The organism is Anaerostipes sp. AF04-45, from assembly GCF_003461725.1.
Taxonomy (GTDB): Bacteria; Bacillota; Clostridia; order Lachnospirales; family Lachnospiraceae; genus Anaerostipes; species Anaerostipes caccae.
Genome location: NZ_QTXQ01000003.1, coordinates 115,586 through 130,984, shown reverse-complemented (window position 1 = coordinate 130,984; position 15,399 = coordinate 115,586). Strand labels below are relative to the sequence as shown.

Sequence of the window (15,399 nt, the reverse complement as noted above, 5' to 3'; positions counted from 1 at the left end):
TTAGAGAAAGGATAAAATATGGATATATTAATGTACCTGATCAACAACGTCTTTAATCAGGCGGTGTTTGTCATAGGAATGGTCGTTTTTCTGGGAATGCTCGTGCAAAAAACGGAGATGTCTAAAATCATTGCGAGCACGGTTAAGACAATGATTGGATTCTTGCTGATCAATACAGGAGGACAGACGCTTGGGGCTGCACTGCTTCCTCTTCAGCCCATGCTCATAAAAGTATTCCGTCTTCAGGTAAAAGTACAGGATCTGGGGGCTGCACAGGCAGAAAGCCTTGGAGACATAGGCAGTGAGATGGCCTTGATCTTTGCCCTTGGATTTTTAATGAACATTTTGCTGGCGAGTATTACGAAATTTAAGTATGTACATCTTTCTGCCCATGTCTCATTTTTCTTTTCCGGACTGATTGCGGCGGCATTAAAATTTGGGACAAATTTAAGTTTTATACCGTTAGTTCTGTTAGGCGCCGTTCTGTTAGGGAGCTATATGACCTTTACATGTGCCTATGTGGCACCTCTGATGAAAAATATTAAGGGAGGAGAAGGATTTACCCTTGCGCATTCCAGTTCCTGCGGTATCTGGCTGGCTGCAAAGATCGGCGGACTCGTGGGCAATAAAGAAAAGGATTTAGAAGATATTAAAATACCGAAGAAATTAAATTTCCTGCGGGAAATGACGATCGCACTTACCGTCGTAATGACTTTGATGTTTTTCGTGATTTCTCTGATCAGCGGGCCGGGATGGGTTGTGCAGCAGGTCAGCGAAGGCAGGGATATTATCAGCTTTTCCCTGCTGAACGGATTACAGTTTGGACTCTGGATTACGGTGATCATCACGGGTGTCAGAATGCTTTTATCAGAAATTATCCCTGCATTCCATGGAATTGCAGACAAAGTAATTCCAAACGCAGTTCCCGGACTGGATGTGCCGCTGCTGTTTCCCAATTATCCGACTTCCGTTATTTTTGGATTTCTGGTGAGCCTGGCCGCAGGATTTATCGGCATGGGAATCTTAGGAGCAGTCAATTATCCGGTCGTCGTATTTCCGGCTCTGATCCCTACATTTTTTACAGGGGCAGTCACGGCTATTTTCGGGAATTCCACAGGCGGAATCCGGGGTGCGTTTGCAGGTTCGTTTTTGAACGGACTCATCCTGATCATAGGTCAGGCACTTCTGCTTCCGATGATCGGAACCTATGCTCCGATCATGAGGATATTAAGTGAGACTGACTATTGTTTATACGGGCCGCTTTTAGGAGGAGTTTTAAAACTTCTGGGAGGCATTTAAATGAAAGATCTTGTATTGTATATGACCATCGGCTACCCTGATGAAAATACTTTTTTTCGAATGCTGGATATGCTGGATGAGGAAAAAGTTCCTGTTTTGGAATTGGGGATTCCTGTTGGGAACCCATTTGTGGACGGTGATCTGATCAGGCAAAGCCATAAGAAGGTGCTCGATTCGGGAATTGGACAAAAAAAGATCATAAGGTGGCTTCAGAGAATACGGAGGGATTATAAATTCTGCATCATACTGATGACGTATAAGGAGGGGATGGAAAGGTTCTGTTTATCTGAACTGGACAAAAATTTATACGACGGCATTTTATGTGTGGACGAAGTGATAAGGGCAGATACCGGGATGAGACCGGTTCAGATATATAATGAAACTATGACGGAAGTGCAAATGCTCAGTCTATTGGCCGAGAATAAAAACTTTGCATATGTCATGAGCGGAAATGGGAAGACGGGATCTTTTTCATGTCTGCCGGACGGATATAAAAGGACCGTTCACTTTTTAAAGAAAAATACAAACCTGCCTGTCTATGTGGGATTTGGCATAAAGACGCTGAAAGACGTGAATGCCGTGTGCAGCCATGGGGCAGACGGAGTGATCATCGGATCTCATTTTATGAGGATCATGAGTGAGAAGGGATATTTGGAATGTAAAAAATATATAAACATAATAAACAATTATTTACAAAAAACAGCTTTACAACCATAAAGAATAATTGTAAAATAATACCATAGGAGGGAGGCCTATGGTATTATTATTTTATCTCACAGCCGCCGTGATCTGGGATTTTACAACGTTCCGGATACCGAATTATTTTATTTTTTTTGGACTGATCCTTGGAGCTTCGCTCCTGCCGTTTCGCGGTTACGGCATACAGGAAATTCTGCTGGGGTGTCTGTGCCCCGTTGTTTTCTTATACCCGCTGTTTTGTATGGGTGCCTTTGGCGCGGGAGATATCAAGCTCTTTGCGGTCACAGGATTGTTCCTCGGAGGATTAAATATCTATCTTGCAGCGGTATCTTTTGCCGCGGGAGGTGTTCTTTCTCTGTTTCAGATGTTATCTGACAAAAGTCTGATTCCGCGTCTTGTCTGTTTCTATTCCTATCTGGCCGGCTGTATCCATGAAAGAAAGTTCATGACGTATCCGTCTTATTCCCCTCAGAAAAAGAAAAATCAAATTCATTTTACCGCGGCAGTGATGATCGGGTATCTGATGCTGTGTGCCTGGAAGGAGTGCCTATGAGCCATATTTTTATCGGAATCTATGATGAAGACGCTGTTTACGGAAAACGGCTGATGGAGTATATCAACCGGCAGAAAGAGTATCCTCTCACAGCGGCGGCGTTTGCTTCCTTAGAAGCGCTCACGGAATTTATCGCCAGTCAGGATGTGAAAGGTGTGATTCTTGAGGAGGGAACACAGATCAACAGTAAAGTACCGGTTTACTATCTGAAGAAAGAGCCCTTAAAGGGGGCATGCCGATATGGAAGTGCAAAGGAGATCGTGAAGGAGGCATATGCAGTTTTCAGTCCAAAAGGCCTGGAATCAAGCGGTGTGACAGGTGTCTACTCTCCTTCTGATAATTTGAGACGTACCGGATTTGCGCTTGAGACCGCAGTAAAACGCAGTGCACTGTATTTAGGTATGGAAGCTTACGGATATGGCGTTCAAAACAGGAGCATGGAGGACCTTCTGTTTGCGGTGAAGGCCAGGAGGGAGAATATCATCGATTATGCGCAAAGTCTGATCTCGGGCACTGACGGAGTCAAAAGGATCGGCTCTGCCCGATGTTTTATGGACTATAAGGACATGTCCGGGGAAGATTACCGGTGGTTTTTTCAGCGGCTGGAAGAAGCGGGAATATCTTCCGTATTAGATATGAGCACAGCCTGTATTTATGATTTTGAACTGTTCTCGCTTTGTGACCGTCTGTATCTTCCGATTTGGGAAGAAGATATGGAAGATCCCAGGCTTTTGGGATTTAAAGAACTTTCTAAACAGCACCCTGTACTTTCGAAACTGCACTGGAAGGAGGTATATTTATCAGAGACACAGAACCAAGCAGACAGGACGAAATGTTCTGCAGAGAGAAATTAAAAGAAAGAGTGCTTCACAGAGCTGACCTTATCTGTGATATAAGCGACAGGCAGCTTCTGGAATTGATAGAGGAAGAGCTGCAGCAGATGTCAGAAGAAGGATATCTGCCGCTGAAGTATAAGTACGAACTGCTGAAAGAGGTTTATAACTCGCTGCGCAGACTGGATATTCTCCAGGATCTGCTGGACGATACTTCAATCACGGAGATCATGATCAACGGATATCAAAATGTATTTGTTGAGATCGCCGGAAAACTCAGGAGATGTCATAAGAAGTTTTCTTCCGAAGAGAAGCTGTATCAGGTGATCCAACAGATCGTGGCAGGGGCCAATCGTATCGTTAATGAGACGAATCCCATAGTAGATGCCAGGCTACCCGACGGCTCAAGGGTCAATGTAATGCTGCCGCCAGTCTCTTTGAATGGTGCCGCTATGACGATCAGAAAGTTTGCGGGGGAACCTATGACGATGGAATGGCTGCGGAAAAAAGGGGCCTTTACACATTTTACGGAGCAGTTTCTTGAGATTCTCGTCAAGGCCAGATATAACATCTTTATTTCAGGAGGCACCGGAAGCGGAAAGACAACATTGCTGAACGGAATGTCAAACTGTATTCCGAAAGATGAACGGATCATCACGATAGAGGACTCGGCGGAACTGAAACTCAATGGCATTGAGAACCTGGTCCGCCTGGAGATGAGAAATGCCAATATTGCCGGGGAGAACCAGATCACGATTGCACAGCTGATCAAGGCAGCGCTCAGGTCAAGGCCTGACCGTATCATCGTGGGGGAAGTGCGCGGAGAGGAAGCTTTGTCGATGCTGAATGCCATGAATACTGGACACGATGGGTCCATTTCCACCGGGCACTCTAACGGACCTGAGGACATGTTGAGACGTCTGGAAACGATGGTTCTAATGGGGGTGGAGATGCCGGTTTCAGCTATACGGGGACAGATCGCATCTGCCATTGATATTATCATTCATCTCGGCAGAGTCAGAGACGGCAGCAGAAAGCTGATGGAGATTGATGAGGTCCTTGGAATCTGCGACGGTCAGGTGAAGCTTGCAAAACTGTTTATTTTTGATCAGAAAAAAGGGCTCTGTTTTGCCGAATCACTTCACAATACGAAAAAACTTAGGGAGTATGGTCAGTATGAAGCTTATAAAGAATTATTATCTCAGCAGAATCAAGGAGGTAAACATCCTTGAAGTGTTTAATATACGAAAGGCTGTGCTGAAAGCGGCGCAGGGAATGATTCTGTTTTTTATCATATGCTATCTCTTTTATGACCGGATCTGGCTCGGGATCTTATATGCAGTGTTTTGTTTCCCATATATGCTGTATCAGGCCAGGGAGGAGAGAAAGATGCGGATCAGACAGTCCAGGCTGGAATTTAAAGAGATGCTGCTCTCCGTCTATAACAGTCTGAGCGCGGGATACTCTCTGGAAAACGCTGTGAGGGCCGCTCGGGATGATATGAGAGCAGTCAATGGAGATAAGAAAAGTGTGCTGGAACAGGAACTCTCGCTGGTGTGCGCGGGACTGGAGGTAAATCAGCCCATCGAAGTGCTGATGGATAAGATGGCTTTAAGGCTTGGTGTGGATGAAGCATCGCAGTTTGCACAGGTGCTGTGGATTATCAAGAGAAACGGAGGGAATCTGATCCAGATTATCAAAAAGTCCGTGGAGCATATGAACCAGAAAATACAGGTCAAAGAAGAAATCCTTACGATGGTATCTGCCAAAAGAATGGAACAGAAGATTATGTCCGTGATGCCGTTTTTTATTCTTTTGTATGTGCGTCTTATGAACCCGGGATATTTTCAGGTTTTATACGATTCTCCGGGAGGCGTGATATTGTCGACGGTTTGTCTGATTGTTTTAGTCGCTGCAGGAATGTGGGCAAAAAAAATTGTGGAAATCGAGGTGTAACATTGATAGAAAAGTGGGTCCGTCATCTGCCGGAGACAGCTGTCAGGAACAGGAGGGAGTACATCCGCAGCTACTTCTGCGGCAGCAGGGAGGAACAGGAGAAAGAGGTTTGGCGTTCACTTTCCGAACAGTGGAGAAAGGTATTTCTCGCAGCATGTGTATTTCTCGGGGTTATCTTTTTGGCGGCAGGGTCGGAATGGCTGGGAGCAAAAGATATCTCCATTCACAGGGACAGAGACGGAGAAGAATTAAACCGGGAACTGAATATTGATACAGGCAAAGAAAAAGAATCCTATGATCTGATCATTCATCCTAAGGCATACACCGAAAAAGAAGAAAGGAAAGCCTTTGATAAGGCTAAAAGTTACCTGAAAAAACATATGAAAGGTGATAATCCGTCTTTAAATGAAGTGAAAGGCCGGCTTCATTTCCCGGAGCAGATTCCGGGAAATCAGGTCAAAATCAGCTGGGATACAGGGGATCTGAGTCTGATCGATGAGGCAGGCAATGTATTTAACGAAGATTTAAAGGAACCTGTGATCATAAAAGTGAATACCTCTCTCTCATACGGAGAGCACAGAGAAATGATCATGACTCCGGTCCGTCTGGTTCCGGGACAAGCCGATAAAAAGGGGACGAAAATCGACGGAATTAAAAAGAAATTAGAACAGATTGAGAAAGAAAATGCAGGAAAAGATACGTTTCGTATTCCTTCAAGTATAAACGGCAGCGAGATTACAGAGGCGGATAAGGGGAATGGCCGTCTTCCGGCACTGGCCGCGATAGGCATCCTCTGTCTCGTGCTTCTGTGGTACACAGAGGAAGAAAGACAGAAGCAGAAGAAAGCCAAGGCAGTGAAAGAGACGATGGAGGAGTATCCTATAATTATCAGCCGTTTTGTTTTGCTTCTGGGAGCCGGAATGACGATTCAGGGGGCAGTCCATTCTATCGGATCTTCTTTTGACAGAGATCATCCCAAGTTTGTTTACCGGCAGTTTCAGCAGGCAGATAAAAAGATCGCTCTCGGAATGTCTCAGGCGCAGGCTCTCAGAGAACTTGGAAGCAGCATTCAGCTGCCATGCTATAAGAAACTGTCAGTCCTGCTGTCCCAGAGTCTGCTCAGAGGAACAAGGGATCTTTTAAGCAGACTTGAAGAGGAAGAGACAGAGGCATTTTCAGAGCGGAAGGAAACGGCCAGGCGCAAAGGGGAAGAGGCCAGCACTAAGCTGCTGATGCCAATGATCCTTATGCTCATCGTTATTCTTACCCTGCTTATGGTGCCTGCATTTTTATCATTTTCATAGAAAGGAGAATTTATTATGAAGGAGTTTATGAAAGATGAGAGCGGCATGGGTGTGGTAGAAGTGATTTTGATCATTGTCGTCCTTATAGGACTTGTAATTATTTTCCAAACACAGATTAAGAGAGTGGTGCAGAACATTTTTAAGACGATCACATCCAAGACGGGCCAGGTTCAATGAAAACAAATACGAAGGGCAGTGTGACCGTATATGCAAGTCTTATGTTTCTCATAGTCTTGCTGCTGCTGAGCATGTGTCTGGAGGGGGCCTATCTCTATCTGGGCAAAGGGAAGGCCCAGGGAGCTTATACGGCTGCCCTCGCAGGTGCCAAGGGGAATTATCAAAAAGAGCTGGAGCAGCAATATCATCTGTTTGGACTGGATGTGCGGTATGGAAAACAGCTGGACGGGAAACTTGCGGAGACGTTGAAATACAATCTGACAGAGAGCAGAGATCCGTTTTCTTTTTATCCCGGTTCTGTGAAGACTTCTAATAAAGTTTCGCTGGCAGACAAAAGAGGTGAGATCCTGAGAGAACAGATCGGAGAATTCATGAAATATGAACTCGGAAAAGACGGTATCAGGCTGCTGAAAGAAAATGTGTTAAAGATGCCGGGAGAAGAGGACGCTTCCCGGGTAAGGGAGGTCATCAATGAGTCGGACAGAAAAGCCAAAGAGGAGGAAGAAGCGGAGGTGTCAGAAAAAAAGAAAGAAAAGCCAGTGAAAGCAAAAGATCCAAGAAAAGGCCTGGTCAGGATTTTGAGGGAGGGCATCGTGACTGTTGTCTTGGGAAAAGAGGCCGAAGTATCCGAGCAAAATGTACCGATCATCTACGGACACAGGGATACAAAGAAAGAAAAGAATCCTGATTTTTATCAGGCGGAATCCGTAAGTCAGTCTTTAAAAGGCCGGGGGCAGGATGCATCTTCATCTGGCATAAAAGCAGAACTTATGGGAACAGCCTACGGGGTAAAATATTTCAGGAACTATACATCCAAAGAAAAGAAGAAGGGGCTGCAGTACGAGACAGAATACCTGATTTCCGGAAAGGAGTCGGAAAAAGAAAATCTCGGTTCGGTGTTTTCCAAGATTCTCTTAATGAGATTCCTGCCAAATTTGATTTATGTTCAGGGCGATACTGTAAAACAGGGACAGGCAGAGGCGCTTGCGGCCTCAATTCTTGGGATTACGGGAATTGTACCTGCTGTCAAGCTGGCAAAGCATCTGCTGCTTGCAGCGCTGGCCTATGGAGAATCAATTCTTGACCTGAGGAATCTTTCAGAAGGAAAACAGGTGCCTCTGTGGAAATCCAAAGACACATGGCAGATGGAATTCGCGGGTCTTTCCTCACTCACCGGCAGAAGAAAGTCTGTAAAGAAAGGACTGTCTTATAAAGATTATCTTCAGGTATTATTATTCCTTCAGACTGAAAAACAGGAAAAATATCTGCGGATGATGGATGTGATCGAGGACAATATAAAGAGGAAAGTCCCCGGGTTTTCTCTGAAGGATTGTTATGTTTCCTTTGAGGCAGAGACAACCATGAGTCTGCATCCGTTCAGATTCGGGGGAGTCAGACTGCCGGTCACAGGGCGGTATCAATGGTCAATGATAGAAGTATCACAATATTAATGTCGAAACGGGAGGAGGGGAGCAGAGATGTTCTTGGATTGTAAAAGAAAACATTTCTCCAAGCCAACAGCCAACAATATAAAAATATCAACTGAATACAGACGATCCAAAAGGACATCTCTGCTCTCCTCCTCCGGCGGAAGCATGACGCTGGAGGCCAGCCTTCTGATTCCGGTTTTTATATTCTTATTCCTGGCGCTGGCCTCGGTCGGTGAAACCTTATGGATTCACGGACAGGTATATCACGGAATTACAGAGGCTGCAAGGGAGGAAGCGGTATATGAGTATATGCTGGCCAAAAAGAACATCCCTTCTTTGAGAACCGTGCTGCTGAAACAGAAGTTTCTTTCAGCTGTGGACCAAAAGAAGCTGAATCATTCCTCCCTTGCGGGAGGTGTGCAGGGCGTTTTGTTTACAGGGTCACGGTTTCAGGAAAACCTCGAAGCCTATGAGATCAGGGCACGCTATCGGATCGTATACCGTCTTCCGTTTCTTCCGCCGTTTACAGGAAACTACGAGCAGAAGATCAGACAAAAAGCGATGACCGGGTATGCAGAGGGACAGAAAGGAGCTGACGGCGGGGAAGTATATATAACACCCTATGAGAGTGTATACCACAAAGACATAAATTGTACGCATCTTTCTCTGTCCATTGTTTCTGATTCAGATGTGCAGAAATATATAGAAGGAAAAACCAGATACCGGGAATGTGAACGCTGCACAAAATACCATAAAGGGAAGATATCCATCTTATTTATCGCGAAAGAGGGAGATGCATATCACACGGATTTAGGATGCAGCGGTTTAAAGAGAACAGTCAGTAAGAAAAAGATAAGTGAGGCAGAGGGGATGAAGCCATGCGAAAGATGCGGGAGATAGATGGATATATGACATTGGAGGCAAGCCTGATCATACCTGTTCTCTGCTTTTTACTTGTTCTTCTGTTTTCGTTTTTCTTTTATATTATGGATCTGGGTATTGTATCGGGACTTGTAAAAGAGGCAGGGCTGCATACGGAAGATAAGAATCAGGAAACAGATCTGCGGCGGGATTTGGAAAGAAGGATCGTGCTGGGTAAGGTGAGCTCTGTCAGCGTATCTGAGACAAAGGAAAAGAGAAAAATCAAAGTACAGGCTGAAATTGGAGTGCCGGCGGCGGGAAGTGTGGAAATTTTTGGACTGCGGCTGTTTAAGATCACGGAACAGCAGGAATTTATGCTTCCAAAAGAGACAGAAAAGATCAGGAGGTGGAGCTTGATTGAATGAACAGTGGGTCCGGGAAGGATTTGAACATTATTATGTTGTGCCTAAAACAGACGGAGAAGTATATGAAGAACAAGTCCTTCTGTCACATATGATCACAGGGCTCCTTCCCTGTGAACTGCGGAGAACAGAAGATGAAGAGGCCTATTATTTTCATCTTGTTTCGGCTGATTTATATATTGACCAGATTGGAAAATTGGATGCCAGGAATTTTTTCATGGATCTGATCACGGTGATAGAAAAAGCGGAGGAGCACCTGCTGAATCCGGATCATTTTATTTTGACACCGAGGCATGTGTATGTTTTCGACGGAAAGCCGGCTCTCTGTTATGTGCCGGGAAACGGATCAGACATTACAGAGCAGCTCAGAGAGTTTGTACAGTCCTGTATTGACCGGCTGGATTATAGAAACCGGAGCCAGGTCACATTTTTTTATGAACTGCACAACAGGCTGAGAAAATCCCCTGTGTCACTGGACGGGCTGAAACAATTTATAACCCCTGAACCGGTAATGAATGAGATGGAACAGGAGCTTCCGGGGACAAAAGAATTTATGCAGGAAGAATCCTTTAATCGCAAGAGAAAGAAAAACAGCAGGATGCAGGTCTGTTCGGCTATGCTGTATATTCCGCTTCTGTTTTCTGCCGCCTATTTTGCGGCCAGAGCATGGAATGAGGGAATGACCTATCCAAATCTCAGAGGGATTGTGATCGGAGGATTCCTGATTGCGCTAAATACGGGATGTCTGTGGGCGGGAGTAAAAAACAGCAGAAAAACCATAGAGAAACCGGAAAAGGCTGAGGAGCAGCCTGCGGATGAGACTGTACTAATGTGTGATGAAACCGCGCTCTTAGTCCGGGAGAAAGGGCCTGTTTTGCGACTTTTGGGAGCGGAACATACGGAAGTAGAACTAAATAGCGCTGAGTTTACTGCAGGGAGGCAGGAAGAAGGGGTTGATCTCTGCCTGCCCCAGCCTGGCGTGAGCCGGAGGCACTTTCAAATAGTGACAGAGGGCGGGGGATACATACTCAGGGATCTGGGATCGAAAAACGGAACATTTTTAAATGGTGAAAAAGTGTGGAAGGAAACAGAATTAAAGAGCGGAGATATAATAAAAGCAGGTACAGAAGAATTTGAATTTATGGTATAATTCCAATAGAGTTGAAAAGGCTTCTATTGGAGGAAATATCATGTACCAGAGAATATTAAATTTACTGAATATCAGAGGATACCAAAAAGAAATGACTCCTTTGGGCCCGTGTTATGTAAAAGAAGATTGGGGAAGGAAAAAAGGAGTATTTATTGCCTATGAACACAAACCGGACGGAAGCCTTTATACTACAGAGGAGACCGGATCGCTGAATGAGGAACTGAAGCAGTATATTGGACCGAAGGCATCGGTTCTTGTACTGATTCTTTCAGAACAGGGCAGATCCACATGGACGGATCCTGACAGGGCTTTTGAGGAATTATATGATCCTGTCTGTATGATCCTTTCAGCCTCAGACAGCAAAGACCGGTCATCGGCTCCGCCAGAAGAGTTCCGCTTCAGAAAACTGAAAGATTACCAGGCTACGGCTGTTATACTGACGATCAATATTTTCATGTATCTGTGGTCTGCTGCCAGCACAGAGATCCTTAATTGGGGAGCGCTCACATGGATGCATGCATTCAAACAGGGGGAGCTTTACCGTTTGGTTACGAGCAACTTCCTGCACAATGGATTTGATCATCTGTTTAACAATATGATCGTCTTTGTTTTGATTGGCAGCAGACTGGAACCGATCTTCGGCAGGGCCAGATATGTAGCCTTATATATGGGAGCCGGGCTGTGCGGAAGTATCGTCTCCGCTGTGTACTATATGAATATGGGAGAAATGGTGGCATCTGTCGGTGCATCGGGAGCTATTTTCGGACTTATTGGTGCAATGCTTTGGATCTTAATTAAAAACAGGGGTTATCAAAAAGAATTTTACGGAGGAGGAGTCGCGCTTATGATCGCGGGAAGCCTGTATCATGGCTTTTCTACCATGGGAGTTGACAATGCAGCCCATATCGGGGGCTGCATCGGGGGATTTTTTTTTGCTATCTTGCTGTATCGGCAAGACAGGGGAAAATGAGGGTGAAGGTAGTGCCCTGATTTAAGGCCGAATCCATGTGGATAGAGATGTCCAGTTCCCTGGCAATTTCACTGACTACGGATAGGCCGATACCGTTTCCTTTGGGCACAAAAGAGACACCGCGGTAAAAGGCGCGGGACTGCTGTTCTTTTGTCATGCCGATTCCGGTGTCGGAAAGACTGCAGACAATAAAATCTCCTTCCCGGCTTAAATGGACAGAAATCAGAGGCTCTCTTGAGGCCTCTTTTTTTCTGCAGATTGCGTTGACACCATTGGAAATTAAGTTGTTGAAAATTTGAAGGTATTTAGTCTTGGATCCTTTGACATAATAGGGAGAGGAATCCTCTGTCTGGACAGAAAAGCGGATTTTGCACTCGTTCAGCCTTAAACTCCATGAACATCTGATTTCTTCCAGGAGTGCGTTTAAGTCCACGGGCTCCAGTGTGGCTGAGGCATCGGATACCGGGGAAAGCATTTGGCGGACCATGTCAAAGACAGAGGAGAAATCAGCTTTCATGCCGGACCAGTAAACGTCCTGTGAGAGCTCCGGGTGTGTCTGCTCTATGTACTGAATCTGACTGTAAATTAAAGTCAGAGAGTTTTTTAATTCATGAGAAAATGTTGTCAGTTTATTTTGATTCTTCATATTCACGCTTCTTTCTATGTACAAATTTCATGCAGGGGCAACTATAAGTTTATATGGGAGTTCGTGTAAAAGGCAACGGAAAACAGGGGCAAAAGTTCGACGATTTTTTTCCTTTTCCATTTTCAGAGGTTATGATACAATAAGGAAATGATGCAGGAGGAATGAATATGTCATATATGGCTTTATACCGAAAGTTCCGGCCGTCGGCCTTTGATGAGGTCAAGGGGCAGGATCATATCGTCACGACGCTGAAGAACCAGCTGGAAGCCGGGCGTATCGGCCATGCCTATCTGTTCTGCGGAACCAGGGGAACCGGAAAGACGTCGGTCGCAAAGCTGCTCGCCAAAGCAGTGAACTGTGAGCACCCGGAGGACGGAAATCCCTGCGGAGTCTGCGAAAGCTGCAGGGAGATCCAGGAAGGCAGTTCTATGAACGTTATGGAGATTGACGCAGCGTCAAACAACGGTGTCGACAATATCCGGGATATCAAAGAACAGGTGCAGTATTCACCGGCTTCAGGAAAATATAAAGTGTTTATTATCGACGAGGTGCATATGCTTTCCATGGGGGCATTTAATGCCCTGTTAAAGACTTTGGAAGAGCCGCCGGAATATGTGATCTTTATTCTGGCCACCACAGAGGTACACAAGATACCCATAACGATCCTTTCCCGATGCCAGAGATATGATTTTCACCGGATCACAGCAGATGTTATTGCGGACCGGCTCATGGAACTGATGTCGGAGGAACACGTGGAGGCAGAAGAAAAGGCGCTGAGATATGTAGCCAGAATGGCGGACGGTTCCATGCGCGATGCTCTGAGTCTTTTGGATCAATGCATTGCATTTTATCTCGGGAAAAAACTGACCTATGAAAATGTGCTTGAAGTGTTGGGAACCGTAGATATCAGTGTCTATGCAAGGCTTCTGGACAGCATCCTTGCAAATGATGTGACGGAGGTTATCGGGATCGTCGGAAAGGTTGTGGAGCAGGGAAGAGAACTATCCCAGTTCATCACGGATTTCATCTGGTATTTGAGAAATCTTCTGCTGGCAGGCAAAGGTGATGCATCCATGGAAGCTCTGGAAGTTTCTGCGGAGCAGCTCAGTCTGATGCAGGAAAAGGCAGCACAGGTGGAAGAAGAGACTGTGATCCGGTATATCCGCATACTGTCGGATCTGCTGAATCAGATCCGGTTTTCCACATCGAAAAGAGTGCTGGCAGAGGTGGCATTGATCAAGATGTGCCGGCCGCAGATGGAGACGGATCTGTCCAGTGTACTGGAGCGGATGCGTATGCTGGAGGCTTCGCTTGAACAGATAAAAACTCAGGGAATTGCCGCGGTACCCCAGACTGCCGCAGAAGAACCTGTTCAGAAGCAGAAGGAACCGGAAAAGACAACGGAGCAGATACTGGAAGAGAGGCTTCCGAAAGCCAGAGCCCGGGAACTCAAGGAGATCATCAAGCACTGGAAGCAGGTGAAGCTTGCACAGCCGCCGATGATCAAGAATCTCCTTTCGAAGGGAATTCTGACTGCGGATGAATCGACAGAAGTTCTGAGACTTATGTTCAAGCCGGAAGGCAGTATGAACATGGGGAAGGATTACTTTCAGAGGCATCCCGAGAAGATAGAGGCACTGGAAGAGGAACTGGCCGAGAGATCAGGATTCCAGGTAAAGATAGAGATCGGTGAAATGGAATCTGAGAAAAATGATGACACCATTAATCTGGATTGTATTCACATGGATGTGACAATAGAAGAATAAAAAGAGTTTTATTTCAGGAGGTATTTAAGATGGCAAAAAGAGGCGGATTTCCGGGTATGGGCGGAAATATGAACAACTTGATGAAACAGGCGCAGAAGATGCAGAAGCAGATGGAAGAAACAACAAAACAATTAGAAGAGACTGAATATGAAGCCACAGCCGGAGGCGGAGTTGTAAAGGTTGTTGTTTCAGGCAAAAAAGAAGTGGTATCCGTAAGTCTGGATGAGGAAGTAGTTGATCCGGATGATATTGAGATGCTGGAGGACCTGATCGTTGCAGCCACCAATGAAGCGCTCCGCAAGATGGAAGAAGATTCACAGAGCAAAATGGGGAAAATCACCGGAGGTCTCGGAGGAGGCATGGGAGGCGGATTTCCTTTCTAAGGATGGATAACGGATATGGATTATTACAGCAGTCAGATCACGAAGTTGATTGAAGAATTGGGAAAGCTTCCGGGAATCGGCCCCAAGTCGGCCGGAAGGCTTGCCTTTCACATTATAAATATGCCGCTGGACCAGGTGAAGCATTTATCTGAGAGCATTCTGGATGCAAAGGAAAATGTCCACTACTGTAAAGAGTGCTGTACCCTGACGGATCAGGACATCTGTCCGATCTGTTCCAGCAGCAAGCGTGATCACAGTACCATTATGGTGGTGGAGAGCACCAGGGATCTGATGGCCTATGAGAAAACAGGAAAATACGAGGGCATTTACCATGTTCTGCACGGAGCAATATCTCCGATGCTTGGGATCGGACCTTCTGACATCCGGCTGAAAGAATTGATGGCCAGACTTCAGGGTGATGTGAACGAGCTGATCATTGCTACCAACTCAAGCCTGGAAGGAGAGACCACGGCAATGTATATAAGCAAACTTGTGAAGCCGACAGGCATCAAAGTCAGCAAAATTGCCAGCGGAGTTCCGGTGGGCGGAGATTTGGAATATATTGATGAGGTTACCCTTCTTCGGGCACTGGAAGGAAGAACTGAATTATGAAATGAAAAAGAGCAGCCGGGCAGGCTGCTCTTTTTCTGTAAGTAACTTTAAAACTTTAAAACAATAAGGAGAGGATTTTCATCCTCAAGAGGGGTAGGATTTGAAAGTATTTAAAAATGTTTAACTACTTTACATGTTTTATTGTAACGAATAATTGTGAACAAATCGTGAAGAAACTGTGGATAAATTGAAAAAAGGCGGTTAAATTATCAGAATATTTAGAAATAAATAATAATAAAACAAAAAACACTGTATACATAATAAAATTGCTTGACAATATAGGGTCTGTTTTTTATAATAATAACATAAAGAGGAACAAGGAAACGGATACCTAGAAA

At 45.3% G+C, this 15,399-nt stretch carries 17 protein-coding genes; 16 read left to right on the top strand and 1 reads right to left on the bottom strand.

Translation table 11 applies throughout. From position 1 onward, the window contains the following. Positions 1–18 precede the first annotated feature (18 nt). Genes DWV34_RS05760 through DWV34_RS05700 form a run of 13 tightly spaced genes read left to right on the top strand, consistent with a single transcriptional unit; the run spans position 19 to position 11,654 of the window. A complete protein-coding gene (locus DWV34_RS05760; protein WP_118475652.1) occupies positions 19–1,299 on the top strand; it encodes a PTS ascorbate transporter subunit IIC in 1,281 nt (426 codons plus the stop codon). Beyond that, positions 1,300–2,016: a tryptophan synthase subunit alpha gene (locus tag DWV34_RS05755; RefSeq protein ID WP_006568369.1), complete on the top strand. Its 717-nt coding sequence runs from the start codon at positions 1,300–1,302 to the stop codon at positions 2,014–2,016. Between the two features lie 37 nt (positions 2,017–2,053). Then, the gene (locus tag DWV34_RS05750) at positions 2,054–2,551 is read left to right on the top strand and encodes a prepilin peptidase (protein ID WP_009290033.1); all 498 of its coding nucleotides are present in this window, start codon (positions 2,054–2,056) and stop codon (positions 2,549–2,551) included. Then, complete coding sequence (locus tag DWV34_RS05745; protein WP_118475650.1) at positions 2,548–3,405, top strand: hypothetical protein; 858 nt, start codon at positions 2,548–2,550, stop codon at positions 3,403–3,405. Before DWV34_RS05750 ends, DWV34_RS05745 begins: the two co-directional genes overlap by 4 nt. Next, entirely contained in the window at positions 3,384–4,616 is a 1,233-nt protein-coding gene (locus tag DWV34_RS05740; RefSeq protein WP_118475648.1) for a CpaF family protein, read from the top strand. The genes DWV34_RS05745 and DWV34_RS05740 overlap by 22 nt, the downstream gene beginning before the upstream one ends. Next, positions 4,561–5,340, top strand: coding sequence for a type II secretion system F family protein (locus tag DWV34_RS05735; protein ID WP_009290029.1), 780 nt, complete (start codon positions 4,561–4,563; stop codon positions 5,338–5,340). The genes DWV34_RS05740 and DWV34_RS05735 overlap by 56 nt, the downstream gene beginning before the upstream one ends. Before the next feature lie 2 nt (positions 5,341–5,342). Further along, entirely contained in the window at positions 5,343–6,644 is a 1,302-nt protein-coding gene (locus DWV34_RS05730) for a type II secretion system F family protein (protein WP_022260836.1), read from the top strand. A 15-nt stretch (positions 6,645–6,659) separates the two neighbouring features. Next, on the top strand, positions 6,660–6,821 hold the full coding sequence (locus tag DWV34_RS05725; protein WP_006568375.1) for a Flp1 family type IVb pilin: 162 nt from the start codon (positions 6,660–6,662) through the stop codon (positions 6,819–6,821). Beyond that, complete coding sequence (locus DWV34_RS05720; protein WP_009290027.1) at positions 6,818–8,272, top strand: DUF5702 domain-containing protein; 1,455 nt, start codon at positions 6,818–6,820, stop codon at positions 8,270–8,272. Before DWV34_RS05725 ends, DWV34_RS05720 begins: the two co-directional genes overlap by 4 nt. A 27-nt stretch (positions 8,273–8,299) precedes the next feature. Next, positions 8,300–9,151, top strand: a complete 852-nt coding sequence (locus DWV34_RS05715; RefSeq protein ID WP_009290026.1) for a TadE family protein — start codon at positions 8,300–8,302, stop codon at positions 9,149–9,151. Beyond that, a complete protein-coding gene (locus DWV34_RS05710; protein ID WP_009290025.1) occupies positions 9,130–9,537 on the top strand; it encodes a hypothetical protein in 408 nt (135 codons plus the stop codon). The genes DWV34_RS05715 and DWV34_RS05710 overlap by 22 nt, the downstream gene beginning before the upstream one ends. Next, positions 9,530–10,684 (top strand): DUF6382 domain-containing protein, encoded by a 1,155-nt coding sequence (locus DWV34_RS05705; protein ID WP_118475646.1) that lies wholly within the window; start codon positions 9,530–9,532, stop codon positions 10,682–10,684. The genes DWV34_RS05710 and DWV34_RS05705 overlap by 8 nt, the downstream gene beginning before the upstream one ends. A gap of 40 nt (positions 10,685–10,724) precedes the next feature. After that, positions 10,725–11,654 (top strand): rhomboid family intramembrane serine protease, encoded by a 930-nt coding sequence (locus DWV34_RS05700; protein WP_118475644.1) that lies wholly within the window; start codon positions 10,725–10,727, stop codon positions 11,652–11,654. Here the strand turns inward: DWV34_RS05700 and DWV34_RS05695 are convergent. After that, the gene (locus DWV34_RS05695; RefSeq protein WP_118475642.1) at positions 11,620–12,300 is read right to left on the bottom strand and encodes a sensor histidine kinase; all 681 of its coding nucleotides are present in this window, start codon (positions 12,298–12,300) and stop codon (positions 11,620–11,622) included. The two genes, DWV34_RS05700 and DWV34_RS05695, sit on opposite strands and share 35 nt — an antisense overlap. A 167-nt stretch (positions 12,301–12,467) precedes the next feature. On the opposite strand from DWV34_RS05695, the gene dnaX reads away from it, so the two are divergent. The 3 genes from dnaX to recR are packed head-to-tail and all read left to right on the top strand — an operon-like array spanning position 12,468 to position 15,061. Further along, positions 12,468–14,066 carry a DNA polymerase III subunit gamma/tau gene (dnaX, locus tag DWV34_RS05690; RefSeq protein WP_187115084.1) on the top strand — a complete coding sequence of 533 codons (1,599 nt, stop codon included), beginning with the start codon at positions 12,468–12,470 and terminating at the stop codon, positions 14,064–14,066. Positions 14,067–14,095: 29 nt separating this feature from the next. Next, positions 14,096–14,449, top strand: coding sequence for a YbaB/EbfC family nucleoid-associated protein (locus DWV34_RS05685; protein WP_006568384.1), 354 nt, complete (start codon positions 14,096–14,098; stop codon positions 14,447–14,449). Between the two features lie 15 nt (positions 14,450–14,464). After that, the gene (recR, locus tag DWV34_RS05680; RefSeq protein ID WP_009290020.1) at positions 14,465–15,061 is read left to right on the top strand and encodes a recombination mediator RecR; all 597 of its coding nucleotides are present in this window, start codon (positions 14,465–14,467) and stop codon (positions 15,059–15,061) included. The last annotated feature ends 338 nt before the right edge of the window (positions 15,062–15,399 follow it).